The following is a 26811-nucleotide window of genomic DNA, read 5'->3' on the forward strand; positions in this document are numbered from 1 at the left end:
CCCCGGCGGGATCGGTCACTTGAGGACGGGGAAGCGCTTGACCAGGCGGGTCTCGCCCCACCAGCGGCCGAGGCCGAGGGTGTCGCCGGCGCTGACCAGCGCCAGGCCGACGATCAGCAGCGCGTCGATCAGGTGGTCGTCCATGAACACGTTGTTCTCCGGGGGCAGGACCACCGACCACATCATCACCAGCAGCGCCGCGCCGCCCGCCGCGGCGATCCGCATGCCGACGCCGAGGACGAGCGCGGCACCGATCCCCGCCAACCCGATCATGAACAGCCAGTCCGCCCAGGCGGCACCGGCGATGCCGTGGTAGAAGCCGGTGAGCGGGCCCTCCGGCGAGTGCTTGAGGAACCCCTCGGTGGGGCTGCCGCCGTCGACCCACGCCTTGGCGGAGGGGGTCTCGTGCCCCAGGCCGAATGTCTTGTCCAGGAACGCCCACACGAACACCCAGCCCAGCGCGAGGCGGGCCACCGCCCACACGTAGCGCGCCGCGGGCGACTCGGTCAGCGGCCGGGGCACCACCACGCGGATCAGCGTGCCGCGCCCGGCGCGTGTCTTGTGCTCGGAAACCGTCATCGCCGTCTCACCTTCTACTAGATCGTCGTTGGTACGTCCTTGATCCAATCCCGCCGTCGCACCCGGCTGTAGGCACCTTCGGCACCCGGCCCGAAGGACCTTGGTCCCCGCCTCCGGGCCCGATCGACCCCCTCGGCGCCGGTCGGCGCGAAGGGTTCGGAATCCCCCATCAGGGGGACCTTCGCCTCTGCGGCCACGAGGTCGCGGGCGGCACGGTGAAGCCGACAGGAGGTGCGACGATGACGACCGCCGAGCCCGCGTATCGCAGGTCCGCCGCCGATGTGGCGCGCGAGCTGGGTGTGGACGAGCGGCGCGGGCTGTCCTGGGACGAGGCGCGGGCGCGGCTGGCGCGGGAGGGGCCCAACACTTTGCCCGCCGCGCGGGGGCGGGGCCCGGTGGTGCGGTTCCTGCTCCAGTTCAACAGTCCGCTGATCTACGTCCTGCTGGTGTCGGCCGGGGTGACGGCGCTGCTGGGCGAGCATGTCGACGCGGTGGTGATCCTGGGCGTGGTGGTCGTCAACGCCGTGGTCGGGTTCGTCCAGGAGTCGCGGGCGGAGAAGGCCCTCACCGCGCTCGCGGCGCTGACGGAGACGACGGCGACGGCCGTGCGGGACGGGGCGCGCGTCACGCTCCCGGCCGCCGGGCTGGTGCGCGGCGACTTGGTGGAGCTGGAGGCGGGCGGCAAGGTCCCCGCCGACCTGCGGCTGCTGCGGACCGACGAGCTGGCCGTCGACGAGTCGGCGCTCACCGGCGAGTCGGTGCCCGCCGCCAAGGACCCGGCGGCGCTGCCCGAGGCCGCGCTGGCCGATCGCGCCGGGATGGCCTACTCCGGGACGCTCGTCACACGCGGCCGGGGCGCCGGGATCGTCGTGGCGACCGGCGCGCGGACCGAGCTCGGCGACATCCACCGGCTCGTCCACGACACCGGCGCGGTCCAGACGCCGCTGACCCGCAAGATCGCCCGGTTCGGGGCGCTGGTCACGGTCGCGGTCCTGGCGCTGGCCGTGCTGACGTTCGCGGTCGGCACGCTGCGCGGACGCGGCGCCGCCGAGATGCTGACGGCCGCCGTCGCGCTCGCGGTCGGCGCGATCCCCGAGGGGCTCCCCGCCGTCGTCACGATCACGCTGGCGCTCGGCGTCGCGCGGATGGTCGGGCGCGGCGCCATCGTCCGGCGGCTGCCCGCCGTCGAGACGCTCGGCGGCACCACCGTGATCTGCACCGACAAGACCGGCACGCTCACCCGGAACCAGATGACGGTCACCGCCGTCACCGCCGGAGGGCGCGACTACACCCTCACCGGAACCGGTTACGCGCCGTCCGGGACCCTTGAGCGGGACGGGGAGCCCGTCGACCTCGACGGCCATCCCGCGCTGCGCGAGACCCTGCTGGCCGGGGCGGCGTGCAATGACGCGGAACTCGTCCAGGACGGCGACTCCTGGCAGGTGGCGGGCGACCCGACCGAGGGCGCGCTCCTCACCAGCGCCGCCAAGGCCGGGCTCGGGGCCGCGCCGCCCCGCGTCGCCGCGCTGCCGTTCACCTCCGAACGCCGCTTCATGGCCACGCTCCACGAGGACGGCACGGTCTACGCCAAGGGCCCCGTCGAGCGCATCCTGGAGCTCTGCGACGACGCCCCCGCCGACGTCACCGCCCGCGCCGAGGAGTTCGGCCGCCAGGCGCTGCGCGTGCTGGCCTTCGCCAAGGCGCACACCGGCGCGGGACACCTGGACGATCTGCCGCCCCTGACCTTCCTCGGCCTCCAGGCCATGCTCGACCCGCCGCGCCCCCAGGCCGCGCGGGCCGTCCGGACCTGCCACGACGCCGGGATCCAGGTCAAGATGATCACAGGGGACCACGCCGCCACGGCCCGCGCCATCGGCGCCCGCGTCGGCCTCGGCGACGGCGCGGCGATGACCGGCGCCGAACTCGCCGCCGCCGACCCCGGCCGCGTCGCCGCCACCACGGTGTTCGCCCGCGTGTCCCCGGAGCAGAAGCTCCGCCTCGTCCAGGCCCTCCAGGACGCGGGCCACGTGGTCGCGATGACCGGCGACGGCGTCAACGACGCCCCCGCGCTGAAGCAGGCCGACATCGGCGTCGCCATGGGGCGGACCGGCACCGACGCCGCCAAGGAGTCGGCCGACATGGTCCTCACCGACGACGACTTCGCCTCGATCGAGCGGGCGGTCGAGGAGGGGCGCGGCGTCTTCGACAACCTCGTGAAGTTCATCGTGTGGGCGCTGCCGTCCAACATCGGGCTCGGGCTGGTGCTGGTCGCCGCGATCCTCGCCGGGACGGCGCTGCCGGTGCTCCCCCTCCAGGTCCTGTGGCTGAACATGACCGCCGTGCTCGTCCTCGGCCTGCCCTTCGCCGTCGAGCCCAAGGACGAGCACATCATGCGCCGCCCGCCCCGCGACCCGGCGCTGCCGCTGCTCACGCGCGCGATGACGCTCCGCGTCCTGCTGGTCTCGGCGATCCTGCTCGCCGGGGCGTTCGGCCTCCAGCACTGGGAGCGCGCCCACGGCGCCTCCACCGGGGAGGCGCAGACGATCGTCGTGAACGTCTTCGCCCTGACGCTCATGACGTACCTGTTCAACTGCCTGTCCCTGGACCGTCCGCTGCTGTGGCGGGGCGTCCGCCGCAACCCGTGGGTCGCCGTCAGCGCCGTGGCGCTCGCCGGGATCCAGGCCGTCTACACCTACGTCCCGGCGATGAACGACCTTTTCGACTCCGCGCCGCTGGACGGCCCCGCCTGGCTCCGCGTCGCCGCCGTCGCGCTCGTCTCCTACGTGCTCGTCGAACTCCTCAAACGCGTCCAGCGCCCCCGCTGATCCGTGTCGGTGCCGGCTAACGGGACCTTGGTCCCGGATTCTCGTGCCGGGCGGCCCTGCCGCGCGGTCCACCGGGCCGGTGTGCTGTCCTCATGACCAACGGCCAGGACGCCGGTGCCGGCGCGCGGCGGATCGAGGTGCGCGGGACCGTGCAGGGAGTCGGTTTCCGGCCGTTCGTCTACCGCCTGGCCACGGCCCGCGGCCTGCGCGGCGACGTGCGCAACGCGGGCGGTGCCGTGGTCATCAGGGCCGCCGGTGACAACACGGCCCTGGACGACTTCGCCGCCCGGCTCGTCGAGGACGCGCCGCGGCACGCGTCGGTGACGGACGTGCTGACGACACGCCTGGCGGATGCGGCGCTCCCCGCGGGGTTCAGCGTTCTCGGCAGCGCCGCCGGTGCGGCGGCCGCCCGGGACGTCCCGCCCGACCTGGCCACATGCGACGCGTGCCTGGAGGAGCTGTACGACCCGGCCGACCGCCGGTACCGCTATCCGTTCGTCAACTGCACCGACTGCGGGCCGCGCGCCAGCATCATCGCGGGCCTGCCCTACGACCGGGCGCGGACGACCATGCGGGGCTTCGCCATGTGCGCGGCGTGCGCGGCCGAGTACCACGACCCGGCCGACCGCCGCTTCCATGCCGAGCCCATCGCGTGCCCCGACTGCGGTCCCCGGACGGCCTGGCGGCGCGGCGCGGCGGCGGTCGAGGCCCGCCCGGACGCGGCGGGCGAGGAGGCCGTGGCCGCCGCCGTGGCGGCGATCGCCGGGGGCGGGGTCGTCGCGGTCAAGGGGATCGGCGGCTACCAGCTGGTGTGCGACGCCACCGGCACGGGCGCGGTGCAACGGCTCCGCGCGGCCAAGGGGCGGGAGGCGAAGCCGCTCGCCGTGATGGTCGCCGATGTCGCGGCGGCGTCCGCGCTGGCCTCGCTGACCGCCGCCGACGTGGAGCTGCTGGCCTCCCCCGCCCGGCCTATCGTGCTAGCGCCCCAGGTGGGCGGAGCCGTGGCGCCGCAGGTGTGCTCCGGCATGCCCGACATCGGGATCTTCCTCCCCTACAGTCCGCTGCATCACCTGCTGCTGCGGGATCTGGCACGGCCTGTGGTGGTGACGAGCGCCAATCGCGCCGGCGGCCCCATGGTGATCGACGACGACGAGGCCGTCCGCCTGTTCGCACCCGTCACCGACGGTGTCCTCGCCCATGACCGGCCCGTCCTGGCCCGCCATGACGACAGCGTCGTCCGCGTCCGCGCGGGACGCCCGTCCACCGTGCGCCGTGCCCGCGGGTACGCTCCCGCGCCGCTGCCGCTGCCGGTGGCCGCGCCCGAACCGCTGCTGGCGCTGGGGGCACAGCTCAAGCACACCTTCACCGTGGCGTCCGGGCGGCGGGCGGTCCCCGGCCCGCACATCGGGGACCTGGAGGACGCGGAGACGCTGGAGGCGTTCGAGCGCTCGCTGGAGGCGCGGCTCGTCATCGAGGACGTCGATCCCGTGTACGTCGCCCACGACCTCCACCCCGAGTACCTGTCCACCAAGCACGCCGCCCGCTGGCCCGCCGAGCGGCGGATCGCCGTCCAGCACCACCACGCCCACGTGGCCGCGACCGCCGCCGAGCACGAGGTCGAGGGCCCGTTCCTCGGCGTGGCCTACGACGGACTCGGGCTGGGGGACGACGGCACCTTCTGGGGCGGTGAGGTCCTGCTGGCCACCTATGCGGGCTACCGGCGGCTCGGGCGCTTCTCCCGGGCCCCGCTGTGCGGTGGGGCCGTCGCCGTCCGACGCCCGGCCCGGATGGCGCTCGGCTACCTGTTCGGCGCCGAGGACCTGGGAGGGCCGGCCCTTGACGCGCCGCCCGCCGCCCACCCGGCGGCCCGCCTGCCCGAACGGGAGGTCGCGCTCGTGCGCCGCATGATCGACCGGCGGCTGAACTCGCCGCCCGCGTCCAGTGCCGGGCGCCTCTTCGACGCGGTGGCGGCCCTGCTGGGCGTCTGCGAGGACAACCGCTTCGAGGGGGAGGCGGCGATGCGCCTGGAGGCCGCGGCCGCAGGGCACGGCGACGCGGCACCGCTCGCCTGGCGGCTGGCCCGCCGCGACGGGCTGTGGGTCTACGACGGCGCGGCCACCCTCCGCGACGTGCTGGAGGCCCGGTCGAGCGGGGAGCCGCCGGGGGCGATCGCCGCGGCCTTCCACCACACCCTCGCCGCCGTCACCGCCGCCCTGTGCGAACGCGCCGGCGAGGAGACCGGCGTACGGACGGTCTGCCTCTCCGGCGGCGTCTTCCAGAACCGCGCGCTGGAGACCGCCGTCCGGGCGGCACTCGGCGGCGCCGGGTTCGAGGTCTTCGCCGGGGAGCGCGTCCCGGTGAACGACGGCGGTGTCAGCTACGGGCAGGCGGTGGTCGCGGCGGCGCGGCTGTCGGCCGCGACGAGCGAGGAGTGAGCGTCATGTGCCTGGGCATCCCGGGACGCGTCATCGAGGTCCATGGTGAGGACCCGCGCATGGGCGTCGTCGACTTCGACGGTGTCCGCCGCGAGGTCTGCCTCGCCTTCGCCCCCGACGCGGACGTCGGGCAGTACGTCATCGTCCACGTCGGGTTCGCCATCAGCACGGTGGACGAGGAGGAGGCCGCGCGCACGCTCGCGGTGATCCGCGCGATCCCCGACGCGCTGGCGGCCGAACTCGGGGCGGACGAGGAGCCGCCCGTCCCGGCGGGCCGCCATCCTGCGGCCGGCATGGAGGGGACGCCGTGAGATATCTCGACGAGTACAGGGACCCCGCCGTGGCACGGCGGCTGCTGGCCGGCCTCCGCTCCACCGCCACCCGGCCGTGGACGATCATGGAGGTGTGCGGCGGGCAGACGCACACGATCGTCCGGCAGGGCATCGACGAGCTGCTGCCGGCGGGGATGCGCATGATCCACGGCCCCGGCTGCCCGGTCTGCGTGACCCCGCTGGAGACGCTGGACCGGGCCCTCGCCATCGCCGCCGACCCGGAGGTCATCTTCACGAGCTTCGGCGACATGCTGCGGGTCCCGGGGTCTTCGGGCGACCTGCTCGGGCTGCGGGCGCGCGGCGCCGACGTACGGGTCGTCTACACGCCGCTGGACGCCGTCCGCCTGGCGGCCGACCATCCCGACCGCCAGGTGGTCTTCTTCGCGGTCGGCTTCGAGACGACCGCCCCCGCCAACGCCATGGCCGTGCTGCGCGCCCACGCCCTGGGGCTGGACAACTTCTCGATGCTCGTCAGCCACGTGCTGGTCCCCCCGGCGATGACCGCGATCCTCGAATCCGAGGACAACCAGGTGGAGGCGTTCCTGGCGGCCGGGCACGTCTGCGCGGTGATGGGATGGACCGAGTACGAGCCCATCGCCGCCCGCCACCGGGTCCCCGTCGTGGTCACCGGGTTCGAGCCGCTCGACCTGCTGGAGGGCATCCTGATGGCCGTCCGCCAGCTTGAGGACGGCCGCCACGAGGTCGAGAACCAGTACGCCCGCGCCGTGCGCCGCACCGGCAACACCGCCGCCCAGGAGGCGCTGCGCCGGGTGTTCCAGGTGACCGAGCGGTCCTGGCGGGGCATCGGCCCCATCCCCGCCAGCGGCTTCGCCCTCGCGCCCGAGTTCGCCGCCCACGACGCCGAGCGGCGCTTCGGCGTGGGCGGCCTGACCTCGGCCGAGGACAGCGGCTGCATCGCGGGCCCGATCCTGCGGGGAACCAGGCTGCCCACCGACTGCGCCGCCTACGGCACGTCGTGCACCCCCCGCCGCCCCCTGGGCGCACCGATGGTCTCCAGCGAGGGGACGTGCGCCGCCTTCTACAACGCCGGGAGGACGCGATGACCGATCCGACGATGGCGAGCTGCCCGGTCCCGGCCGCGGAGACGGAGCGGATCCTGCTCGGGCACGGCTCGGGCGGGCGGCTGATGGCGGAGCTGCTGCACGACGTGGTCGGCGCGGAGCTGGGCGGCGACGTCACCGCCGAGGACGCCGCGATCGTGGACCTCGGCTCCGCGGAGGCGGTGGTCAGCACCGACTCCTTCGTCGTCACGCCGCGCTTCTTCCCCGGCGGCGACATCGGCTCCCTGGCCGTCCACGGCACCGTCAACGACCTGGCGATGCGGGGGGCGAGACCGGTCGCGCTGAGCCTCGCCTACATCGTCGAGGAGGGCCTGCCGCTGGCCGAGCTGCGCGCGGTGACCGCGTCGGTGGCGCGCGCGGCGGCGGCCGCCGGCGTCCGGGTGGTCACCGGGGACACCAAGGTCGTCGGACGCGGCGCCGCGGACGGGCTCTACGTCACGACCACCGGCCTCGGCCTGCGCCCGCCGGGCGCCGCGCCGTCGGCGGTCCGGGGACGCCCCGGCGACGCCGTCCTGCTCTCCGGCCCGATCGGGCTGCACGGCACCGCGATCCTCAGCGCCCGCGAGCGGCTGGGCTTCGAGGCCGAGATCGCCTCCGACAGCAGACCACTGCACGCGCTGGTCGCCGCGATGATCGAGGTCGGCGGGGAGCGGGTGCACGCGTTGCGCGATCCGACCCGGGGCGGCCTCGCCAGTGCCCTCAACGAACTCGCCGAGTCGTCGGCCGTGGGAGTGGAGCTGGACGAGGAGTCGATCCCCGTCCCGCCACCGGTGGCCGCCGCCTGCGCGCTGCTCGGCCTGGACCCCGTGCACGTCGCCAACGAGGGCTGCCTCGTCGCCCTCGTCGCCCCGGAGGCGGCGGACGCCGTCCTCGCCGCGATGCGCGCCCGCCCCGACGGCGCCGGGGCCGTCAGGATCGGGCAGGCCACCGCGGGCCATCCCGGCCGCGTCCAGATGCGCACGCTGCTCGGTTCGGCCCGCGTCGTCGACATGCTGGTCGGCGAGCAACTCCCCCGCATCTGCTGAGGTCGGCGCCGGCTCAGGGTTCCTCGGTCAGGACGTCCTCCAGCGGGCGGCGGACGCTGGCCAGGTCCTCGGTGTCGGGGACGCCGAGCCGCAGCAGCAGCTGCGGATGGCCGGCGCCGCAGAAATGGGTGCGAACGAACGCGCGCAGCTCCGGGATCTGGAGCGCCTGCGTGTGGTAGGCGGCGGCGAACCCGTGCTCGGACGCGCGCAGCAGGCTCCGCTGGAGTCCCTGCCCGGCCCGCAGCCAGTCGGCGGGCTCGTCGCCAGCGGTGACCAGCAAGAGCACCACACCGGCCGGCGGTGTCTCCGTCCCGTTCGCGGGTTCCATGCCCCAGCCCCGCCCGCGCGCGAAGTCACGGGCGGCGAAGTGCGGCTCGGTGCGCGGTGCGGTGCGCGGATAGGACTCGTGCTGGACGCCGTCGGCGCGGCGGCTGCCCGGGGCCGGGGCCCAGCGGGCGATCTCGCTCGCGTAGGAGGGGGTGCGGCGCTGGATGTGCTCGGCGGCGTTGTTGAGCGCGGCCAAGGCGCCCTTGACGTGCGCGTCCACGGCCTGGATGAACCGGGCGCCCTCGGTCTCGGCCTCGCTCCGGACCGCCGCCAGCACGGAGTCGGGGACGGGCTCGGCCGTGAACCCGCCGCGATGGCTGCGGCGCCGACGGACCTGTCCGTGCATCAGCCGGGTGTAGTCCTCGGGCTCCTCACCCGGGACGGCCTCGACGTCGGCCAGCAGGTGCGGGCGGTCGGGATCGGGCAGCAGCACGACCTCGGGGTCCAGGCCCCGCGCCCGGAGCCCCAGCCGGAGGTTGAACAAGGCCGCGCCGCAACTGATCAGCATCTCGCGGCCGTCGGGGTCGGCGACGCCCAGCCGGCGGTCGGCGTCGGCCCGCAGGCTGACCCGCGAACCCCGCGACGTGAACCGCCACGGCTGGGTGTTGTGGATCGACGGGGCCCAGACCGCGTCCCCCACGGCGGCCCGAAGGGCCTCCACCCGGAGATCTGCGGCGGTGTCGTGTCGTGATCGCATGCTTCCTCCCCAGTTTTCATCGCTTCCAGACCATCACGCCCGTACGCGTGCCGGGCAGGGCCGAAGGTCCGCGCCGTCCGGGACGTCCGCCCGCCGAACCGCGTCCGACCAGGGACGTTCGCCTCTGACACGGCCCCCGCCCCGGCACCGAACCTGGACGCATGAGAAACGATGGGACGAGTTCGAGGGCGCTCGACCGCGAGGAATGCCTCGCGCTGCTGCGGTCGGCTCCCGTCGGCAGGGTGGTCTACACCGACCAGGCACTGCCGGCGATACAGCCGGTCACCTTCGCCGTGGACGGGGACGAGACCCTGGTCATCCGTACCATGCCCGGCTCGAAGTTCGAGACCGCGCTGCGCGGCGCCATCGTCGCGTTCGAGATCGACGACATCGACGCCGCGGCCCGGACGGGCTGGGCGGTCACCGCCGTCGGACGGGCCCGCGCGGTCACGGACGAGTCCGAGGCGAGGCATCTGGCGCGGCTCCTGCCGCGGCCGTGGGCGCCCGGCGCGCGTGAGGCGTTCATCCGCATCACCTGCCGCCAGGTCTCCGGCGTGCGCCTCGCCTCCGCGCATCTCTTCGAGATCCCTTCCCGGTCGCGGGCCCTGCCGGGCGTCTCATGAACCGGGGCGGCCCAGCGGCCCACGGGCCGGGCGGGATCCGCGAGGGCGCCATTCCGCCGGAACCACGAGCACGGGCTGGTGCGCCGACTCCAGGACGCGCGTGACCCACGGAGCGAGCACCGCGCGGTCCGCCGAGGCGGAGTTCTCCGCGCGGCCGAGAACGATCAGGTCGGGGCCGACGCGGCGCGCCTCGTCCAGGACGCGCCGGGCGACGTCCCCGGAACGCCGGACCGTCTGGAGCCTCACCTCCTCCAGATGCGCGAGGCGTTCGATGTGGCCGAGCACCGTGCGCGCGGGCGGGTGGGTGGGGCCGTCGCCGTTCGGCACGTCGAAGGTGCCGGCGGTGGCGGTGGCGGTGGCGGTGGCGGTGGCGACCAGGGCGCCGTTGGGCACGACGGCCACCGCCGTGATCCCGGCGTGCAGCGTTCGCGCCAGTTCCACGGCGTACCGGGCGGCGGCGAGCGCCGCGGGCGAGTCCTCGACGGCGAGCAGCAGGCGGGCGGACATGGTCTCTCCCGGAGGTCAGGGCACCGGTCTCGGGCCAGGTGCCTCGGTCGCTTCGTCCCACATGCTCGCGACCGGCACCGCCCGCTTCCAGGGTCGGACGCCCGTCGCCGCGGGCCGAAGGTCCCTTTCCGGCGGCGGCCGCGGTTCCGCCCGAGGCCCGTCCCGCCGGAATCCCTACCGCGTGCCCCGGTCGGGACGGGCGGACCGCGGAAGGAGGACCTTGGTCCTTGCCTCCCGGGGACGGACGCCCGGCGCCCCACCCCGCCCACGGTGGTCGTCTGGAGTCGCCGCGAACCGCGGCCGACGAAGGAGGCGCTCATGAGGGCGAGGCCCCGCGCACCGCGAGCTCGGGGTCTGGATGGCCTCCGCACTCGTGGTCGGCAACATGACCGGGTCGGGCGTGTTCCCGCTGCCGAGCCCGCTGGCCGAGCACGGGCCGATCAGCCTGATCGCGTGGGGGTTCACCGCGACCGGGGCGATGCTGCTGGCCCTGGTGTTCGCGCGCCTGGCCCGCGCCTGTCAGCGCACCGGCGGCCCCTACGCCTACGCGCGGCGGACCTTCGGCGACTTCGTCGGCTTCCAGACGGCGTGGGGGTACCGAATCGCCGTGTGGGCGGGCAACGCGGCGATCGCGGTGGCGTCCGTCGGCTATCTCGCTCGTTTCCGGCACGCCCTGGCCACCGACAGGATCCTCGCCGCCGGGGTGGGGCCGGCGGCGGTCTGGTCGCTGACGGCGGTCAACGCCTACGGGGTCCGGCAGGCGGGCGCCGTACAGGTGGTGACGACGGTCGTCAGGCTCGCACCACCGCTGCTGGTCGCGGTGGGCGGGCTCTTCTTCGTGAAGTCCGGCAACTCCGGCGAGTTCAACGCCGGCGGGGGCAGCGCCCGGCGGACGCCCGTCCCGGCGGCCGGCGATCACCCGGCGGGCCGGCCCGGCCCGGCCGGCGAACCCGGACCCCCCGCCCAGGCCGCGTGAAAGGACAGGCCCGTGTTCACCGTCTCCTCCGAGGTCGGACGGCTGCGGCAGGTGCTGCTGCACCGCCCCGACCTGGAACTCCTCCGCCTCACCCCGGCCAACAAGGACGACCTGCTCTTCGACGAGGTGCTGTGGGCCAAGCGCGCCCGCCAGGAGCACGACGTGCTCGCCGACGCGCTGCGCGAACGCGGCGTCCGGGTGCACTACCTCGCCGACCTGCTCGCCGAGACGCTCAAGATCGACGAGGCCCGGGCGCAGGTGCTCGACCACACCGCCGCCGACGCGGCGCTCGGCCCGACGCTCGCCGGGCCCGTCCGCGCGGTGCTGGAGGAGTTCGACCCCGGCACGCTCGCCCGGCATCTGATCGGGGGGCTCACCAAGGCAGAGCTGGGCCTGGCCGTCCACAGCCTGCTGCTGGCCTCCCTGGACGACGGCGACTTCGTGCTGCCGCCGCTGCCCAACCACCTGTTCACCCGCGATCCGTCCGCGTGGGTCCACGGCGGGGTGACGCTGCACCCGATGGCCAAGGCCGCGCGGCGCCGCGAGACAGCGCACCTCTCCGCCGTCTACCGGCACCACCCGATGTTCACCGGGCACCCCTTCCCCGTCTGGTACCCGGGCGGGGACTTCGCGCTGCCGCCCATCGAGGGCGGGGACGTCCACGTGCTCGGCGAGGGCCTCGTGCTGATCGGGATGAGCGAGCGCACCACACCGCAGGCCATCGAGCTGCTCGCCCAGCGGCTGTTCACCGCCGGGGCGGCGCGGCGGGTCATCGCCGCCCGGTTGCCGGCGCGGCGCGCCTTCATGCACCTGGACACCGTCATGACCATGGTCGACCACGACGCCTTCACCGTCTACGCCGACCTGCCGCCGCTGCGCTCCTACACGCTCACTCCCGGCCGCGACCACGGCCGGGAGGTGCTGGTGCACGAGAACGAGGCGCTCTTCCCGGCGATCGCCCGCGCGCTCGGCGTGGGCCGCGTGCGCGTCCTCGCCGCCCGGCAGGACGTGCGGGCCGCCGAGCGCGAGCAGTGGGACGACGGGAACAACGTCCTCGCCGTCGAGCCCGGCGTGGTCGTCGCCTACGAGCGCAACGTCACCACCAACACCATGCTCCGCCGCCACGGCGTCGAGGTCGTCACCATCCCCGGCGGCGAACTCGGCCGCGGGCGCGGCGGTCCCCGCTGCATGTCCTGCCCCCTCCAGCGAGACGAGGCCACCCCATGAAGGACTTCCTGCGCATCACCGACCTGACCAGCGACGACCTGGCGCTGCTGCTGGAGCTCGCGGCCGGCTTCCAGGACAAGCCCGGCTCCGCCCAGGACCTGCTCACCCACCGCATCGTGCCGATGTACTTCGCCAAGCCGTCCACCAGGACACGGCTGTCGACCGCGGCGGCCGTGGCCCGGCTCGGCGGGACGCCCGTCACCGTCGGCCCCGACGAGTTGCAGCTGCGCCGCGGGGAGACCATCGGCGACACCGCCCGCGTGATGGGCTCCTACGCGGCGGCCATCGTGATCCGCACCTACGCGGACGCCGACGTGCGCGGGCTCGCGGCGGCGGCCCCGATCCCCGTGATCAACGCGCTGACCGACGGGCACCACCCGCTGCAGGCCGTCGCCGACCTGCTCACCGTCCAGGAGCACTTCGGGCGGTTGCGCGGGCTCCGCGTCGCCTACCTCGGCGACGGCGGCAACGTCGCCCGCAGCCTCATGGAGGCCGCCGCGCTCACCGGGATGGACGTCGCGATCGCCTCCCCGCCCGGCCACGAACCACCGGAGAGGGCCGTGGTGTCCGCCACCGCCGCGGCCCGCCGCCGCGGTGGACGGGTCGCGCTCACCCACGACCCCGCCGAGGCGGTCAGGGGCGCGAGCGTCGTCTACACCGACGTCTGGCTGTCCATGGGAGACCCCGACCGGGAGCGGACACGGCGCCTCAGGACGCTGGCGCCCTACCGGGTCGACGAACGGCTCATGGCCCTGGCGGGCGGCGACGCCGTCTTCATGCACTGCCTGCCCGCCCACCGCGGCCAGGAGGTCACACCGGGCGTCATCGACGGCGGCCGGTCGCTGGCCTTCCGGCAGGCCGCCAACCGGCTCCCCGCCGCGCAGGCCGTCCTGTACGCGCTGCTCACCGAACGGCTGGAGGGGCACCGATGAGGATCGTCGCGGCCCTCGGCGGGAACGCGCTGCTGCGTCGGGGCGAGCACCCGAAAGCGTCCGTCCAGGTGTCCCACGTCCGTGAGGCCGTCCGCGGGCTCGCAGACCTGGCGGTCGGCAACGACCTGGTCGTCACCCATGGCAACGGCCCCCAGATCGGCCTCCTCGCCGTCGAGAGCGCCGCCGACCCGGCGCTCTCGACGCCCTACCCGCTGGACGCCCTCGGCGCCCAGACCCAGGGCGTGATCGGCTACTGGCTCGCCCGGGAGCTGCGCCGCCACCTCCCCGGCCGGGAGGTGGTCGCCCTCCTCACCGAGACCGTCGTCGACCCCCGCGATCCGGCGTTCGCCCGGCCCACCAAGTTCGTCGGCCGGGCCTACCCGGCGCCCGACGCGGGCCGCCTGCACGCCGAGCACGGCTGGACCATGCGCAGGGACGGCGACTTCTGGCGCCGCGCCGTCCCCTCCCCCGAGCCGAGCGGCATCGTGGAACTGCCGACCATCACCCGCCTCGTCGAGGACGGCTGCCTGGTCGTCGCGGTCGGCGGGGACGGCGTCCCGACCGGCCCCGACCACCGCGGCGTCGAGGCCGTCGTGGACAAGGACCTCGCGAGCGCCCTGCTGGCGGCGCACCTGAAGGCCGACATGCTGCTCCTGCTCACCGACGTCCCCGCCGTCATGCGCGGCCACGGCACCGCCGCCGCGCGTCCCGTCCGCGAGGCCACCCCGGCCGCGCTGCGCGACATGCGCCTGCCGGACGGCTCCATGGGCCCCAAGGCGGAGGCGGCGTGCCGCTTCGCCGAGAGCCGCCCGGGCGCCGTCGCGGCGATCGGCTCGCTCACCGAGGCCACCGCACTCCTGGCGGGGGCGGCGGGCACGAGGGTCGAGGCCCCGTGACCGGTCGCCGCGGGCACCCGGCGCGAACCGACCGCGCCCGGTGGCCCGCCTCGGCGGTTCCCCGGCCACCAGCCCCGGTCCGCCGCGACTGGGCCGACCTGGCCCAGCCGACCCCGGAACCGGGCCTGTTCGAGCCCGCCATGGCCGACCACCTGCCCGAGCCCGTCCGGCGCTGGCTGCGCCACGCCATCGGAAAGGGCGTGCCGCTGCACGGTGCGGCTCGATTGCGCATGCACGGGCGTATCCGCCTCGGCTCGTGGTGGCCCTTCGAGGCGACGCAGATCCTACGGCCGCCGACCGGGTTCATCTGGGCGGCGAAAGCGCGCGTGGCGCACCTGCCGGTCGCGGGCTTCGACCGCTACAGCGGCGGCGACGGCCAGATGCGGTGGCGGCTGCTGGGCGCGCTCCCCGTCATGTCGGCCGGCGGGCCGGACATCACCCGCAGCGCGGCGGGACGGCTGGCGAGCGAGTTCGTCCTCGTCCCGGCCACGGCGCTGTCCCCCTTCGTCACCTGGGAGCCGGTGGACGGCGAGCGCGCCGTCGCCCACGTCGCCATCGGCGGATCGGTGCACGCGGTCACCCTCACGGTCGCGCCGTCGGGCGCGCTGACGACCGTGACGCTCCCCCGCTGGGGCGACCCCGGCCGGGGCCCCTTCGGTGAGCACCGCTTCGGCGTGGTGGTCCACCGCGAGGCGGACTTCGGCGGATGCACCGTCCCCGCGTCGCTCAGCGCGGGCTGGTGGTACGGCACGGACCGCTGGCCGGAGGGCGAGTTCATCCGGTTCCAGGTGGACCACTACGAACACTTCTGACCCCCTGGGCCGAAGGTCCCGCGCCCCCGGGACGGTCGGCACTGCCGCGAGCGGCGGCCCGGCGCGAGTCTGGAAGTGACCCAAGGAGGCTCACATGCAGGTCATGCCCGATCAACGGTGCGTCGTCGTCGGCGTCGACGGGTCGCCGAACTCGCTGGCCGCGCTGCACCGCGCCGCCCGCGAGGCCGTCGACCGCCACGCGCGGCTGGACGTCGTCCACGTGCTGGCCCCCGGGACCGGGACCAGGCCCCGGCTGCTGCGGACCGCGACCGAGTGGTTCCGGCTGCGCGACCTGGTGGCCCGCGCGATCCCCCGGTCGCAGCACCTCACCACCCGGCTCCGGATCGCCTACGGCGACCCCGGGAAGGAGCTCGCGGAGGCCGCCGGACACGCCGAGCTCCTCGTCGTCGGCGCCCGCGCGCACTCCGAGTACGGCAACCGGTTCGGCGGCGACACCGTCCCCGCCGTGCGGCAGGGGACGCGGTGCCCCGTGGTGATCTGCGCCGACGACACGGCCGGCGACGAGACCGCCTGACCCCCGGCACGGCATACCGGAGACGATCGCGCCACCGTCCCGCCCTCGGATCGAGGGCGGGTTCATGGCGTGTCCGGCGGGCTTCCGCGACCCGCGCCCTGGACGCGTCCGGCCGGGACGTTCGTCCCGGCCGAGCGGGCGGAGAGCGCTCCGAACGTCCGTGCCGGCAGGGACATCGGTCTCTGCGCAGGCCCTGGCCGGCGTGCCTAGCCTCGCCTTAGACGAGCTTGAGGAGGCGGGCATGAGGCCGACGGGACGACGGCCGAGCCTGGACCGGCTACGGCGACGAATCGGCTTCGACCGCAACGATCTGCGCCGCTCTGTGGATCGCGGGCAGTGGATGCTGGGCATCGCGCTGCTGATGCTCTTCCTGAGCCTGGCCCCACCGCTGTGCCTGCGGGCCGGGCGGGCCGCGTACGGCTCCGGCGTGGACGCCGAGCGGTCCGAGGCGGCGACCCGGCACAGGGTCGAGGCCACCGTGGTCAAGGTCGACCACCGGCGCTCGGGCCGCGCACTCACCGTGACCTGGCGTGACCCCGACGGGACGGCCCGGACGGGGTCGTTCACGGCGTTCCGCGGCGGCACCGTGGGTGAGCACCGCGCGGTATGGGCCGGGCCGTCGGGCGTCACGGACGAGCCGCCGCAGCGGCACGCGCGGACGATCGCCGACGCCCTCACCGCCGTCCTCGGAGCCGCGGCGGCCCTGGGAGCGCCGCTGCTCGGCGTGTACCTGCTCGTCCGGTACCGCTGCGACCGGCGGCGATACCGTGCGTGGGCCGCCGAATGGGCGCAGTGGGACACCCGCCGGATCCCCTGACGCGGCGGCGCCCTCAGCCGTCCGCCAAGGGGACGCACCAGACCAGCGTGGTGCCGCCGTCCAGGCGGGGCCGGGTGCTGAACGAGCCGCCCAGCCCCTTCGCGCGCTCCTCCATGTTGCGCAGACCGCTGCGGCGGCCGCCCTCGGGGATGCCGACGCCGTCGTCCTCCACCCGCAGGGTCAGGTCGTGGTCGCCGACATCGATCACCACGATGGCCTCGGACGCCCGGGCGTGCCGGGCCACGTTCGACAGCGACTCCTGAAGCACCGCCAGGAGATGCTCACCGGTCTGATCGTCCACGGCGGTGTCCAGCAGGCCGTCCAGCCGGACGGTCGGCGCGAACCCGAGGTTCCGCGCGGCCGTGTCGACCAGCTCGTGCACCCGGCCGCGCAGCGACTCCTCCTCGGCCGCGGCCTGCAGGGCGAAGATGGACGAGCGGATCTGCCGGATGGTGTCGTCCAGGTCGTCCACCGCGCGCTGCACCCGGGTCGCGACCTCGGGCTTCTGGGTGATCTTGATCGCGGACATCAGCGTCATCGCGGTGGCGAACAGCCGCTGGATCACGGTGTCGTGCAGGTCCTTGGCGATCCGGTCGCGGTCCTCCAGCAGCAGCAGGCGCTCGGTGTCGCGGCGGCTCGCCGCGAGCTCCAGCGCCACGGCCGCCTGGGCGGCGAACGGCTCCAGCAGCCGCTGGGTCCCCTCGGAGAACACCGCGCCGCCCGGAGCGTTGACCACCGAGATCATTCCCCGTGCCGCGCTCCCGACCCCGAGCGGCACCACCAGCATCGGGCCCACCTCCACCTGCGTGGGCACCCCCGCCTCACGGGCCGCCTCCTGCCCGTCGGCGACGCGGAGCGCGACGCCCTCGGTGAACACCTTCCCGGCGACCGAGTGGTCCAGCGGGATGCGCAGATCCCTCAGCGCCTCGGCGTTCATGCCGTCGGCGGCCTGCACGGTGAACGTCCGCCCGTCCCCGCCGACGACCGCCACCGCCGCGAGGTCGGCGTCGGCGATCTCCCGGGCGCGCACCGCGACGAGCGCGGTCACCTCGTGCGGGTCGGTCCCCGACAGCAGCGCCGTCGAGATCTCCGCCGACGCCTCCAGCCACCGCTGCCGCCGCCGCGTCTCCTCGTACAGCCGGGCGTTCTCGATCGCGACACCGGCGGCGGTCGCCAGCGCCGACACCACGACCTGGTCCTCCTCCTCGAACTCCCCACCCCCGGCCTTCTCGGTCAGGTAAAGGTTGCCGAAAACCTCGTCCCGCACCCGGATCGGCACACCGAGGAAGCTCCGCATCGGCGGATGGTTGGCCGGGAAACCGTACGACTCGGGATGGTCGGCCAGGTCGGGCAGCCGCAGCGGGCGCGGCTCCTTGATCAGCAACCCGAGGATCCCGTGCCCGTGCGGCCAGTGCCCGATCGCCTCGATCTCGTCCTCGCCGACCCCGACGGTGATGAACTCGACCAGGTGCTCGCCCTCCTCGCCGATCACGCCGAGCGCGCCGTAGCGGGCGTCGACCAGCGTCGTGGCCGACTCGATGATCCGCCGCAGCACCGAGGCCAGGTCCAGCTCGCCGCCGATCGAGACCACGGCCTCCAGCAGCGCGTGCACCCGGTCCCGCGTGGCCCGCGCGGTTTCCAGGCGCGCCTGCAACTCCGTCAGCAGATCGTCCAACTGCAACTGGGGAAGGATCATCCGGGCGGGTTCCTCACCGAACCCTGACACTGGAGCCATGGATGTCAGTATTCCCGTCCCGGCTTGCCGGTGTCAGCTTCGGGACCTTGGTCCCGGGATCGTGGGACCTGATGTTCTTGGTGGCCGCCTCCGGCGCGGGTAGCGTCGGGGTAAAGACACGACGGCAGGGGACGGGACGATGACCGGCAGCGACCAGGAAGGCGGGGGCGCCATCCGGGTGTTCCTCATGGACGACCACGAGGTCGTCCGCCGAGGTGTGGCGGCCCTGCTGTCCTCCGAGGACGACATCGAGATCGTCGGCGAGGCCGGCTCCGCGGCGCACGCCCTCGCGCGCATCCCGGCGGCCCGCCCGCATGTGGCCGTGCTGGACGTCCGGCTGCCCGACGGCGACGGCGTGAGCGTCTGCCGCGAGATCCGCTCGCGGATGCCCGAGGTGGCGTGCCTGATGCTCACCTCGTTCGACGACGAGGAGGCGCTGTTCCAGGCCGTCATGGCGGGGGCCGCCGGATACGTCCTGAAGCAGATCCACGGCTCCGACCTGGTCGGCGCGGTCCGCACGGTCGCGTCCGGCCAGTCGCTGCTGGACCCCCGCAGCACCGCCCGGATGCTCGAACGCATCCGCACCCGCCAGGAGAAGAAGGACCCCCTTGAGGCCCTGTCGGATCAGGAACGCCACATCCTCGAACTCATCGGCGAAGGGCTGACCAACCGTCAGATCGGCGAGCGGATGTACCTGGCGGAGAAGACCGTCAAGAACTACATCTCCAGCATCTTCGCCAAACTCGGAATGAGCCGCCGGACCCAGGCCGCGGCGTTCGCCGCGCAGCTCAAGGCCGACGCCGCCCGCCAACCGGGACACGAGGCATAGGACGCCCGGCACCGGCGTCGGGACCTTTGGCCCTGACGCTCGTGCTCGCTTCAGGGGATTCTGAGGACATGCAATTCGACCATGGCGGGCTGGAGATCCTCGATACGGACGAATGCCGTGCCCTGCTCTCCCGCGCGGTCATCGGACGCATCGTGTTCACCGACCGCGCCCTCCCGGCCGTGCAGCCCGTCAACTACGCCCTCCACGGCACCGACGTGGTCATCCGCACCGCCCGCGACTCCAGGCTCGCCCGCGCCGCCACCGACACCGTCGTCGCCTTCGAGATCGACGACTTCGACGCCGATACCCGCACCGGCTGGTCGGTGGTCGTCGTCGGCCGCGCCAGGCTCGTCACCGAGCACGAGCAGATCGCCGTCCTCCAGGGCCTGCCGCTGCACAGCTGGGTTCCGGAGGAACGCGACCACTTCATCACCGTCCGCACCGAACTGCTCTCCGGACGCAGGATCCCGCACACTCCCATGGCCTCGGCGAAGGCCTGCTGAGGGCGGCTCGCCGAGGGGCGGCCGGGTTGAGCGCACGGCCGCCCCCGAGTGCCCGGTCAGTCCCGCGGCGAACGGACCACGGCGACGGGGCAGGCGGCGCGGTGCAGCATCGCGTGACCGACCGAGCCGAGCAGGAGCCCGGTGAACCCGCCGCGCCCCCGCGAGCCGACCACCAGCAGTTCGGCGCCGGCCGAGGCATCCGCCAGGGCCCGGACGGCCCGGCGGTAGACGACCTCCCGCGCCACCTCGACCTCGGGGAACCGCTCGCACCATCCAGCGAGCGACTCCGCGAGGGCGCGTTCCCTCTCGGCCCGCGCATTCTCCGGATCGAACGCCGGAGGGCGCAGGGCCTCCGGCGCGGTGGACGCCGGGTGCGTCCACGCCAGAACCGCGCGCAACCGGGCGCGCCGCAGGGCCGCCTCCTCGAAGGCGAACCCGATCGCCGCGGCGCTTCCGGCCGAGCCGTCCACCCCGACCACGACCTCCCCGTGGCCCCCGTCGGCGGCCTCACCGGCTGGGACGATCACGGCGGGGCGTTCCGCGTGCGAGGCGACCTGAAGCGCGACCGACCCCAGCACCAGTCCGGTGAGGCCGCCGGTGCCGCGCGTGCCGGCGACCAGCATCAGTGCGTCCCGCGCCTCTTCCATCAGCACCTCGGCGGCGTTGCCTCCCCGCTGGACGCCAGTCACCTCCACGCCGGGCGCGCGCTCGCGGGCGACGGCGACGGCACGGCCGACGATCTCCTCCCCACCGTCCAGCAGCCACTTCCGCACCGCCCCGGCCCGCGGATCCACCGGGACGTCGAACAGCCAAGGGGCCACGACAAGGACGACGCGCAGTGAGGCGCCTCGGCGGGCGGCCTCCTCGGCCGCCCATGCGGTCGCGGCGAGGCTCTGCTCCGAGCCGTCCGCTCCGACGACGATCTGGTTCATACCCGCACGCTAGGGCACCGCCGTGCCGCCACCCGAGGACCTTGGTCCTTCGATCATGTACCGACCGTCAGGATTTCCCGGGCGACCTCGCCCGCCCAGGCCCGGACGTGGTCGTGGTCCCGGTAGTCGCCGCCCGCGCGTTTCGCGATCTTGGAGGCGAGGAGGCCGCGGGCGTCGGGGGCGAGGCTGCCGCCGAACGTGGCGTGGCCCCTGGCGCCCAGCCTGCGGGCGACCTTGGCGACGCCCGGCACCGGGTCCACGTCCTTCTCCTCGGCCGTGTGGTCGAGGGGGCCGCTGCTGAACAGCCATACCGGCCGCGTGGCCAGCTCCTCGGCGAACCGTTGGGCGAAGTGCCGCGCCTCACGGTGCCAGCGCCCGGCGTAGAGCGCACCGCCGAGAACGACGGCGTCATATCCGTCGACGGAGGGGACCGAGCCCGCCGACCGCACGTCGGGCTCCATCCCGGACGCGCGCAGCTCCGCGCCGATCCAGTCGGCGATCTCGGCGGTGCCGCCCCGCTCGGACGCGTAGGCGACCAGCACACGGACCATGACGACTCCTTCGCTGGCGCCCGGGCCGCGGCGGCCGACCGCCGCTCGTACTCCCGGACTGGGAACTCCAGCCTCCGCCCACGCCCGCGCGGGGGGCAGTGGCCTCCGTCCGGGGTTCGGGGGACCTTCGGCCCCGCGGCCGCATCAGGTGCCGGACGTGCCGCCGGGTCGGGACCTCACGGCCGATCCGTGATGACCAAGGTCCCTAGGGCCGCGCCCCCGATCGGCGAACCCTGGAAACGCGATCCAGGACGTCCGCGGACACGGGCCCTGGACGACCACAGGCCCGGTGAACAGGAGAAGACGATGGCACCTGCGGTGGGGATCAACGGATTCGGCCGCATCGGCCGCAACTACCTGCGGCTGGCGCTGGAGCGCGGGCAGGAGATCGCCGCGATCAACGACATCGCCGACACCGCCACGCTCGCGCACCTGCTCATGTACGACTCCACCTACGGAAGGCTCGGCCGGACGGTCGAGCACGACGGCACGGCCCTGGTCATCGATGGCCGCCCGATCCCCGTGACCGCCCACCACGACCCGCGCGACCTCGACTGGGGCTCCGTCGGCGCCGAGATCGTCATCGAGTCGACCGGCCGGCTGCGCAGGCGGGAGGACGCCGCCGCGCATCTGAAGTCCGGGGCGCGCAAGGTCGTGCTGTCCTCGCCCGGCAAGGGCGTGGACGCCACGGTCGTGATGGGCGTGAACGAGCGGACCTACGAGCCCGACCTGCACACCGTCGTCTCCAACGCCTCGTGCACGACCAACTGCGTCGCGCCGATGGCCAAGGTGCTCCACGAGACCTTCGGCGTCGTCAAGGGCTTCATGACCACCGTCCACGGATACACCAACGACCAGAACCTCCTCGACTCCCCGCACAAGGACCTGCACCGGGCCCGGTCGGCGGCCGTGAACGTGATCCCGACCAGCACGGGCGCCGCCCGCTCGGTCGGGGTCGTGATCCCCGAGCTGGCGGGACGGTTCGACGGCATGGCGCTGCGCGTGCCCGTGGAGGACGGCTCGCTCGTGGACCTCGCCTGCCTGCTGGAGCGGCCGACGACCGCCGAGGAGATCAACGAGGCGTTCGCCGAGGCCGCGGGCGGCTCCCTCGCGGGGATCCTCCGCTACAACACCCACCCGATCGTCTCCCGCGACGTGATCGGCGACTCCGCGTCCTGCGTCTTCGACGCGCCGCTCACCCAGTCCGGCGGCGAGCTGGTGAAGATCTTCGGCTGGTACGACAACGAGTGGGGCTACACCTGCCGCCTGGCCGACCTCGTCGACCACATCGCCGCCCGCCTGTGACCGCTCCCCTGAAGCCCCTGAAACCGCGCGGCCGCGGTCTCCGGACGGAGGCCGCGGCCACCGCGCGGGACGCCGCTCACCTGGTCAGGACGACCTTGAGCGCCCCGGTCCCGGCGGCGTCCGCGAACACCTCGTAGGCCTGGGGGAACTCCTCCAGCGCGAAGTGGTGGGTGACGAACCGCCCGGCGTCGAGCTGCCCGCCGGTGATCAGGCGCATCAGCGTGGGCGTGGAGAAGGTGTCCACCAGGCCGGTGGTGATCGTGATGTCCCGGATCCACTGCTCTTCCAGATGCAGCGCCGCCGGACGGCCGTGAACGCCGATATTGGCGATCCGCCCGCCCGGACGTGCCAGGGCCACGGCCGACTCGAACGCGTCCGGGACCCCGACCGCCTCGATCGTCACGTCCGCCCCCAGCCCGCCGGTCATCTCCCGGACCACCGGGAGCGGGTCCTCCCGGGAGTTGTTCACGGTGACGTCCGCGCCGAAGGCCCTGGCCGCATCCAGCCGGCCGTCGGCGAGGTCGACGGCGATGACGTGGCTCGGGCTGAACAGCCGCGCGCCCATGACCGCCGACAGCCCGATGGGGCCGGCGCCGACGACGGCGACGACGTCGCCCGGCCGCACCCCGCCGTTGAGCACGCCGACCTCGTATCCGGTCGGCAGGATGTCGGCGAGCATCAGCACGTCCTGGGGCGCGGCTCCGGCGGGCACGGGATGCGTCGAGGTGTCGGCGAACGGCACCCGGACGTACTCGGCCTGGGTTCCGTCGATCGTGTGGCCGAGGGTCCAGCCCCCGCCGCCCAGGCACTGGCCGTAGCGGGTCTCGCGGCAGAACCGGCACGTCCCGCACGCGGTGATGCAGGAGACCAGGACCTGGTCCCCCGGCTCGACCGTCCGCACGCCCGGCCCGACCTCCTCGACCGTCCCGACCGCCTCGTGCCCGAGGATCCGCCCGCCGGTGACCTCTGGAACGTCGCCCTTGAGGATGTGCAGGTCCGTTCCGCAGATCGTCACCGCGTCGACGCGCACCACCGCGTCGCCGGGATCGGTGATCACCGGGTCGGGGACCTCCTCCCACGCCTTCTGCCCGGGGCCGTGGTACACCAGCGCTCGCATGACGGGCCTCCTTCGTCACCGTTGCTCACCGTCACTTCGAGGCTCGCCCCGCCCCGTCCGGCGCGACCAGTGCCGAACGTCCCAGCCGGGAGGGACGTTCAGTCGCCGGTGAGGTCCCGGCGCCCGAACGGCGCACCGCCCCCCCAAGGCCAGGAGGGCGCCCGCCACCGCCATCGCGACGGTGTCCATGGCACTCCCCCGAGGTCGGAGAAACACCTTCGCCGCAGAGCCGCGCTAGGGCGCCGCGGTCCCCGTCAGGGCCGAGCGGGTTCCCGCGGCGATCTCCAGGTCCTCGCGGGCCGTGACCACGATGGTCGCGACCCGCGCGCCCGCCGGGCTGATCAGGGCGTCGCCGCGGGCGGCGGCGTTGAGCGCGGGGTCGATCTCGGCGCCCAGGTGGGCCATCCCCGCGACCAGCCGCCGCCGCAGGTCGGGATCGTGCTCGCCCACCCCGCCGGTGAACACCAGGGCGTCGAGACCGCCCAACGCCGCCGTCATCGCGGCGGCGGCGGCGCGCAGCCTGTGGTGGTACACCGCGAGCGCCGCCTCCGCCGCCTCGTCACCCGACGCGGCACGAGCCCGCAGCCGGCGCATGTCGCCCGTGCCGGCCAGGGCGCGCAGCCCCGACCGGTGTTCGAGGACGTCGCCGATCTCCCTGGCGGGGACGCCGTGGGCGAGCAGCCACAGCGGAATGCCCGGATCGATCGCCCCCGCCCGGGTCGCCATGACGAGGCCGTCCAACGGTGTGAAGCCCATCGTGGTGTCGACCGACCGGCCCCCGTCCACCGCGGCCAGCGACGCCCCGGCGCCCAGGTGGCACACCACCATGCGCAGGCCGGACGGGGCGGCGCCGAGCAGCTCCGCCGCCCGGCGCGTGGCGTAGGCGTGCGACAGGCCGTGGAAGCCGTACCTGCGCAGACCGAACCGCTCGCGCCATTCGACCGGCAGCGCGTAGGTGGCGGCGGCGTCGGGCAGGTCCGCGTGGAAGGCGGTGTCGAAGCAGGCCACGGCGGGGACGCCGGGCAGCGCCCTCCGGATCTCGCCGAGCGCGTACAGCGACTGCGGCTGATGCAGCGGCGCCAGGTCCGCCAGCGCGTACAGCCGCTTGGTGACCTCCTCGTCGATCAGCACGGGACGCGTGTGGTCACGGCCGCCATGGACGAAGCGGACGCCGACCGCGTCGGGTCGCGGCAGTCGCGCCACCTGTGCGAGCACGCGTTCGGCTTGGCGGTCCGCGCCGCCGGTGGGCAACTCGATACGCGTGTGAAGGGCATCGTCCGGCTCCAGCAGGCTGATCTTGAGGCTGCTGGAACCTGGGTTGACGGTGAGGATCCGCATCACGACTCCTTGGGCTTTTCAGTAGGGCCAGGTCCAGTCGCGGATCTCGGGGGCGTCCTCGCCGTGTTCGCGCGTGTGGGCGCGCAGCCGGAGCCGTTCGTCGGCCATGCGCTGTCGGATGTGGGCGACGCGGCCGCCGAGGGTGGGGACGCGGTCGATGACGTCCATGACGAGGTGGAAGCGGTCCAGGTCGTTGAGCATGACCATGTCGAACGGCGTCGTCGTGGTGCCTTCCTCCTTGTAGCCGCGGACGTGCAGGTTGTGGTGCCCGTTGCGGCGGTAGGTGAGCCGGTGGACGAGGTACGGATAGCCGTGGAAGGCGAAGATGACGGGCTTGTCGGTGGTGAACAGCGCGTCGAACTCGGCGTCGGACAACCCGTGCGGGTGCTCCTCGACCGGTTGCAGGCGCATGAGGTCGACCACGTTCACCACCCGGATCCTCAACTCGGGGAGGAAGCGCCGCAGGATGTCGACCGCCGCCAGGGTCTCCAGCGTGGGCACGTCGCCCGCGCACGCCAGCACGACGTCGGGGTCGGCGCCCTCGTCGGTGGAGGCCCATTCCCAGATGCCGATACCGCGCACGCAGTGGTGCTCCGCCTCCTCCATCGACAGCCAGACCGGCGCGGGTTGCTTTCCGGCGACGATGACGTTGACGTAGTCGCGGGAGCGGAGGCAGTGGTCGCCCACCGACAGCAGCGTGTTGGCGTCCGGCGGCAGGTACACCCGGACGATCTCGGGCTTCTTGTTCATCACCACGTCCAGGAAGCCGGGGTCCTGGTGGGTGAAGCCGTTGTGGTCCTGCCGCCACACATGCGAGGACAGCAGATAGTTCAGCGAGGCGATCGGACGCCGCCACGGCAGCCCGCGCGTGACGTTCAACCATTTCGCGTGCTGGTTGAACATCGCGTCCACGATGTGGATGAACGCCTCATAGCTGTTGAACAGCCCATGCCGTCCGGTCAGGAGGTAGCCCTCCAGCCATCCCTGGCACAGATGCTCGCTCAGCACCTCCATGACCTGCCCGCCGCGGGCCAGGTGCTCGTCGGTGTCGCGCAGTTCGCCCTCGAAGGCCCGGTCGGTCACCTCGAAGACCGCGCCCAGCCGGTTGGACGCCGTCTCGTCCGGTCCCATGATCCGGAAGATGCGCGGGTTGCCCGCGACGACATCACGCAGATAGTCGCCGAGGACCCGAGTGGCCTCAGCGGTGGCCGTACCGTGCCTGTCCACCGGCACGGCGTAGGCACGGCGATCGGGCAGGGCCAGCGGGCGCAGCAGCAGACCGCCGTTGGCGTGCGGGTTCGCGCTCATCCGCCGCTCGCCCCGAGGCGCCGATGCAAGAAGCTCCGCGACCGGACGCCCCTCGTCGTCGAACAGCTCATCCGGACGGTAGGAGCGCAGCCACGCCTCCAGTTGCGCGAGGTGCTCGGGATTGTTCCGAACCCCGGAGAGCGGGACCTGATGGGAGCGCCACGTCCCCTCCACCGGCAGACCGTCGACCTCCTTCGGCCCCGTCCACCCCTTCGGCGTACGCAAGATGATCATCGGCCAGCGCGGCCTGGCGGTCGCCCCGCCCTGACGGGCCGCGTGCTGGATGGCCTGGATCTCCTCCAGCGCCCGATCCAGCGCCGCCGCCATCTCGCGGTGCATGACGGCGGGCTCGTCCCCTGCCACCACCAGGGGCGCGTACCCATAACCCTCGAAGAGCCGGACCAGCTCCTCCTCGGGGATCCGGGCGAGCACCGCCGGGTTCGCGATCTTGTAGCCGTTCAGGTGCAGGATCGGCAGCACGGCGCCGTCGTGCACCGGGTCGAGGAACTTGTTGGAATGCCAGCTCGCCGCCAGCGGCCCCGTCTCGGCCTCCCCGTCCCCGACGA

25 protein-coding genes are annotated in these 26811 nt (G+C 74.1%); 16 read left to right on the forward strand and 9 right to left on the reverse strand.

What is annotated here, in order from left to right; all coding sequences use genetic code 11:
- Positions 1-15: 15 nt before the first annotated feature.
- Positions 16-579, reverse strand: coding sequence for a DoxX family membrane protein (locus GNZ18_RS24095; RefSeq protein ID WP_156218782.1), 564 nt, complete (start codon positions 577-579; stop codon positions 16-18).
- Positions 580-818: 239 nt separating this feature from the next.
- Here GNZ18_RS24095 and GNZ18_RS24100 point away from each other — a divergent pair, with 239 nt between their 5' ends.
- The 5 genes from GNZ18_RS24100 to hypE all read left to right on the forward strand — a co-directional run bounded on the left by GNZ18_RS24100 (position 819) and on the right by hypE (position 8278).
- Positions 819-3404, forward strand: coding sequence for a cation-translocating P-type ATPase (locus tag GNZ18_RS24100; protein ID WP_156218783.1), 2586 nt, complete (start codon positions 819-821; stop codon positions 3402-3404).
- Positions 3405-3496: 92 nt separating this feature from the next.
- On the forward strand, positions 3497-5839 hold the full coding sequence (gene hypF, locus GNZ18_RS24105; RefSeq protein ID WP_156218784.1) for a carbamoyltransferase HypF: 2343 nt from the start codon (positions 3497-3499) through the stop codon (positions 5837-5839).
- Positions 5840-5844: 5 nt separating this feature from the next.
- Positions 5845-6150, forward strand: a complete 306-nt coding sequence (locus GNZ18_RS24110) for a HypC/HybG/HupF family hydrogenase formation chaperone (protein ID WP_156218785.1) — start codon at positions 5845-5847, stop codon at positions 6148-6150.
- Entirely contained in the window at positions 6147-7235 is a 1089-nt protein-coding gene (hypD, locus tag GNZ18_RS24115) for a hydrogenase formation protein HypD (protein ID WP_214619991.1), read from the forward strand. Before GNZ18_RS24110 ends, hypD begins: the two co-directional genes overlap by 4 nt.
- On the forward strand, positions 7232-8278 hold the full coding sequence (gene hypE / locus GNZ18_RS24120; RefSeq protein WP_156218786.1) for a hydrogenase expression/formation protein HypE: 1047 nt from the start codon (positions 7232-7234) through the stop codon (positions 8276-8278). Before hypD ends, hypE begins: the two co-directional genes overlap by 4 nt.
- A 13-nt stretch (positions 8279-8291) precedes the next feature.
- Here the strand turns inward: hypE and GNZ18_RS24125 are convergent, their stop codons facing one another.
- Complete coding sequence (locus GNZ18_RS24125) at positions 8292-9302, reverse strand: Acg family FMN-binding oxidoreductase (RefSeq protein WP_156218787.1); 1011 nt, start codon at positions 9300-9302, stop codon at positions 8292-8294.
- 161 nt (positions 9303-9463) lie between these two features.
- Between GNZ18_RS24125 and GNZ18_RS24130 the strand changes: the two genes are divergently transcribed.
- Entirely contained in the window at positions 9464-9925 is a 462-nt protein-coding gene (locus tag GNZ18_RS24130; RefSeq protein ID WP_156218788.1) for a pyridoxamine 5'-phosphate oxidase family protein, read from the forward strand.
- On the opposite strand, the gene GNZ18_RS24135 is transcribed toward GNZ18_RS24130, so the two are convergent.
- Positions 9920-10432, reverse strand: coding sequence for a universal stress protein (locus GNZ18_RS24135; RefSeq protein ID WP_156218789.1), 513 nt, complete (start codon positions 10430-10432; stop codon positions 9920-9922). The genes GNZ18_RS24130 and GNZ18_RS24135 overlap by 6 nt on opposite strands.
- A gap of 358 nt (positions 10433-10790) precedes the next feature.
- Here GNZ18_RS24135 and GNZ18_RS24140 point away from each other — a divergent pair, with 358 nt between their 5' ends.
- The 7 genes from GNZ18_RS24140 (at position 10791) to GNZ18_RS24170 (ending at position 16627) form a co-directional block, all read left to right on the forward strand.
- A complete protein-coding gene (locus tag GNZ18_RS24140) occupies positions 10791-11408 on the forward strand; it encodes an amino acid permease (RefSeq protein ID WP_156218790.1) in 618 nt (205 codons plus the stop codon).
- A 12-nt stretch (positions 11409-11420) separates the two neighbouring features.
- Positions 11421-12635: an arginine deiminase gene (locus GNZ18_RS24145; RefSeq protein WP_214619996.1), complete on the forward strand. Its 1215-nt coding sequence runs from the start codon at positions 11421-11423 to the stop codon at positions 12633-12635.
- The gene (argF, locus tag GNZ18_RS24150) at positions 12632-13567 is read left to right on the forward strand and encodes an ornithine carbamoyltransferase (protein WP_156218791.1); all 936 of its coding nucleotides are present in this window, start codon (positions 12632-12634) and stop codon (positions 13565-13567) included. The genes GNZ18_RS24145 and argF overlap by 4 nt, the downstream gene beginning before the upstream one ends.
- Positions 13564-14463 (forward strand): carbamate kinase, encoded by a 900-nt coding sequence (locus tag GNZ18_RS24155; RefSeq protein WP_156218792.1) that lies wholly within the window; start codon positions 13564-13566, stop codon positions 14461-14463. Before argF ends, GNZ18_RS24155 begins: the two co-directional genes overlap by 4 nt.
- On the forward strand, positions 14460-15275 hold the full coding sequence (locus GNZ18_RS24160) for a DUF6544 family protein (protein WP_156218793.1): 816 nt from the start codon (positions 14460-14462) through the stop codon (positions 15273-15275). The genes GNZ18_RS24155 and GNZ18_RS24160 overlap by 4 nt, the downstream gene beginning before the upstream one ends.
- A gap of 103 nt (positions 15276-15378) precedes the next feature.
- Positions 15379-15810 carry a universal stress protein gene (locus GNZ18_RS24165; protein ID WP_173390876.1) on the forward strand — a complete coding sequence of 144 codons (432 nt, stop codon included), beginning with the start codon at positions 15379-15381 and terminating at the stop codon, positions 15808-15810.
- A gap of 241 nt (positions 15811-16051) precedes the next feature.
- Positions 16052-16627, forward strand: coding sequence for an Rv1733c family protein (locus GNZ18_RS24170; protein ID WP_156218795.1), 576 nt, complete (start codon positions 16052-16054; stop codon positions 16625-16627).
- A 13-nt stretch (positions 16628-16640) separates the two neighbouring features.
- Here the strand turns inward: GNZ18_RS24170 and GNZ18_RS24175 are convergent, their stop codons facing one another.
- Positions 16641-18362 (reverse strand): sensor histidine kinase, encoded by a 1722-nt coding sequence (locus GNZ18_RS24175; protein ID WP_156218796.1) that lies wholly within the window; start codon positions 18360-18362, stop codon positions 16641-16643.
- Between the two features lie 139 nt (positions 18363-18501).
- Between GNZ18_RS24175 and GNZ18_RS24180 the strand changes: the two genes are divergently transcribed.
- Positions 18502-19191, forward strand: a complete 690-nt coding sequence (locus GNZ18_RS24180) for a response regulator transcription factor (protein ID WP_156218797.1) — start codon at positions 18502-18504, stop codon at positions 19189-19191.
- 68 nt (positions 19192-19259) lie between these two features.
- Positions 19260-19694, forward strand: a complete 435-nt coding sequence (locus tag GNZ18_RS24185) for a pyridoxamine 5'-phosphate oxidase family protein (RefSeq protein ID WP_156218798.1) — start codon at positions 19260-19262, stop codon at positions 19692-19694.
- Positions 19695-19750: 56 nt separating this feature from the next.
- Here the strand turns inward: GNZ18_RS24185 and GNZ18_RS24190 are convergent, their stop codons facing one another.
- Together GNZ18_RS24190 and GNZ18_RS24195 are read right to left on the reverse strand one after the other, a co-directional pair.
- Positions 19751-20626 (reverse strand): universal stress protein, encoded by an 876-nt coding sequence (locus GNZ18_RS24190; protein WP_156218799.1) that lies wholly within the window; start codon positions 20624-20626, stop codon positions 19751-19753.
- 53 nt (positions 20627-20679) lie between these two features.
- Positions 20680-21177, reverse strand: coding sequence for a flavodoxin domain-containing protein (locus tag GNZ18_RS24195; protein ID WP_156218800.1), 498 nt, complete (start codon positions 21175-21177; stop codon positions 20680-20682).
- A 306-nt stretch (positions 21178-21483) separates the two neighbouring features.
- Here GNZ18_RS24195 and gap point away from each other — a divergent pair, with 306 nt between their 5' ends.
- Entirely contained in the window at positions 21484-22482 is a 999-nt protein-coding gene (gene gap, locus GNZ18_RS24200) for a type I glyceraldehyde-3-phosphate dehydrogenase (protein ID WP_156218801.1), read from the forward strand.
- A 76-nt stretch (positions 22483-22558) separates the two neighbouring features.
- Here the strand turns inward: gap and GNZ18_RS24205 are convergent, their stop codons facing one another.
- The 3 genes from GNZ18_RS24205 to GNZ18_RS24215 form a co-directional block, all read right to left on the reverse strand.
- Positions 22559-23599 carry a zinc-dependent alcohol dehydrogenase family protein gene (locus GNZ18_RS24205; RefSeq protein ID WP_156218802.1) on the reverse strand — a complete coding sequence of 347 codons (1041 nt, stop codon included), beginning with the start codon at positions 23597-23599 and terminating at the stop codon, positions 22559-22561.
- Between the two features lie 234 nt (positions 23600-23833).
- On the reverse strand, positions 23834-24937 hold the full coding sequence (locus GNZ18_RS24210; RefSeq protein WP_156218803.1) for an acetate/propionate family kinase: 1104 nt from the start codon (positions 24935-24937) through the stop codon (positions 23834-23836).
- An 18-nt stretch (positions 24938-24955) separates the two neighbouring features.
- The coding region (locus tag GNZ18_RS24215) for a phosphoketolase family protein (protein WP_156218804.1) at positions 24956-26811 on the reverse strand (1856 nt) is incomplete at its 5' end.

Source organism: Actinomadura litoris (genome assembly GCF_009733595.1).
GTDB classification, from domain to species: Bacteria; Actinomycetota; Actinomycetes; order Streptosporangiales; family Streptosporangiaceae; genus Spirillospora; species Spirillospora litoris.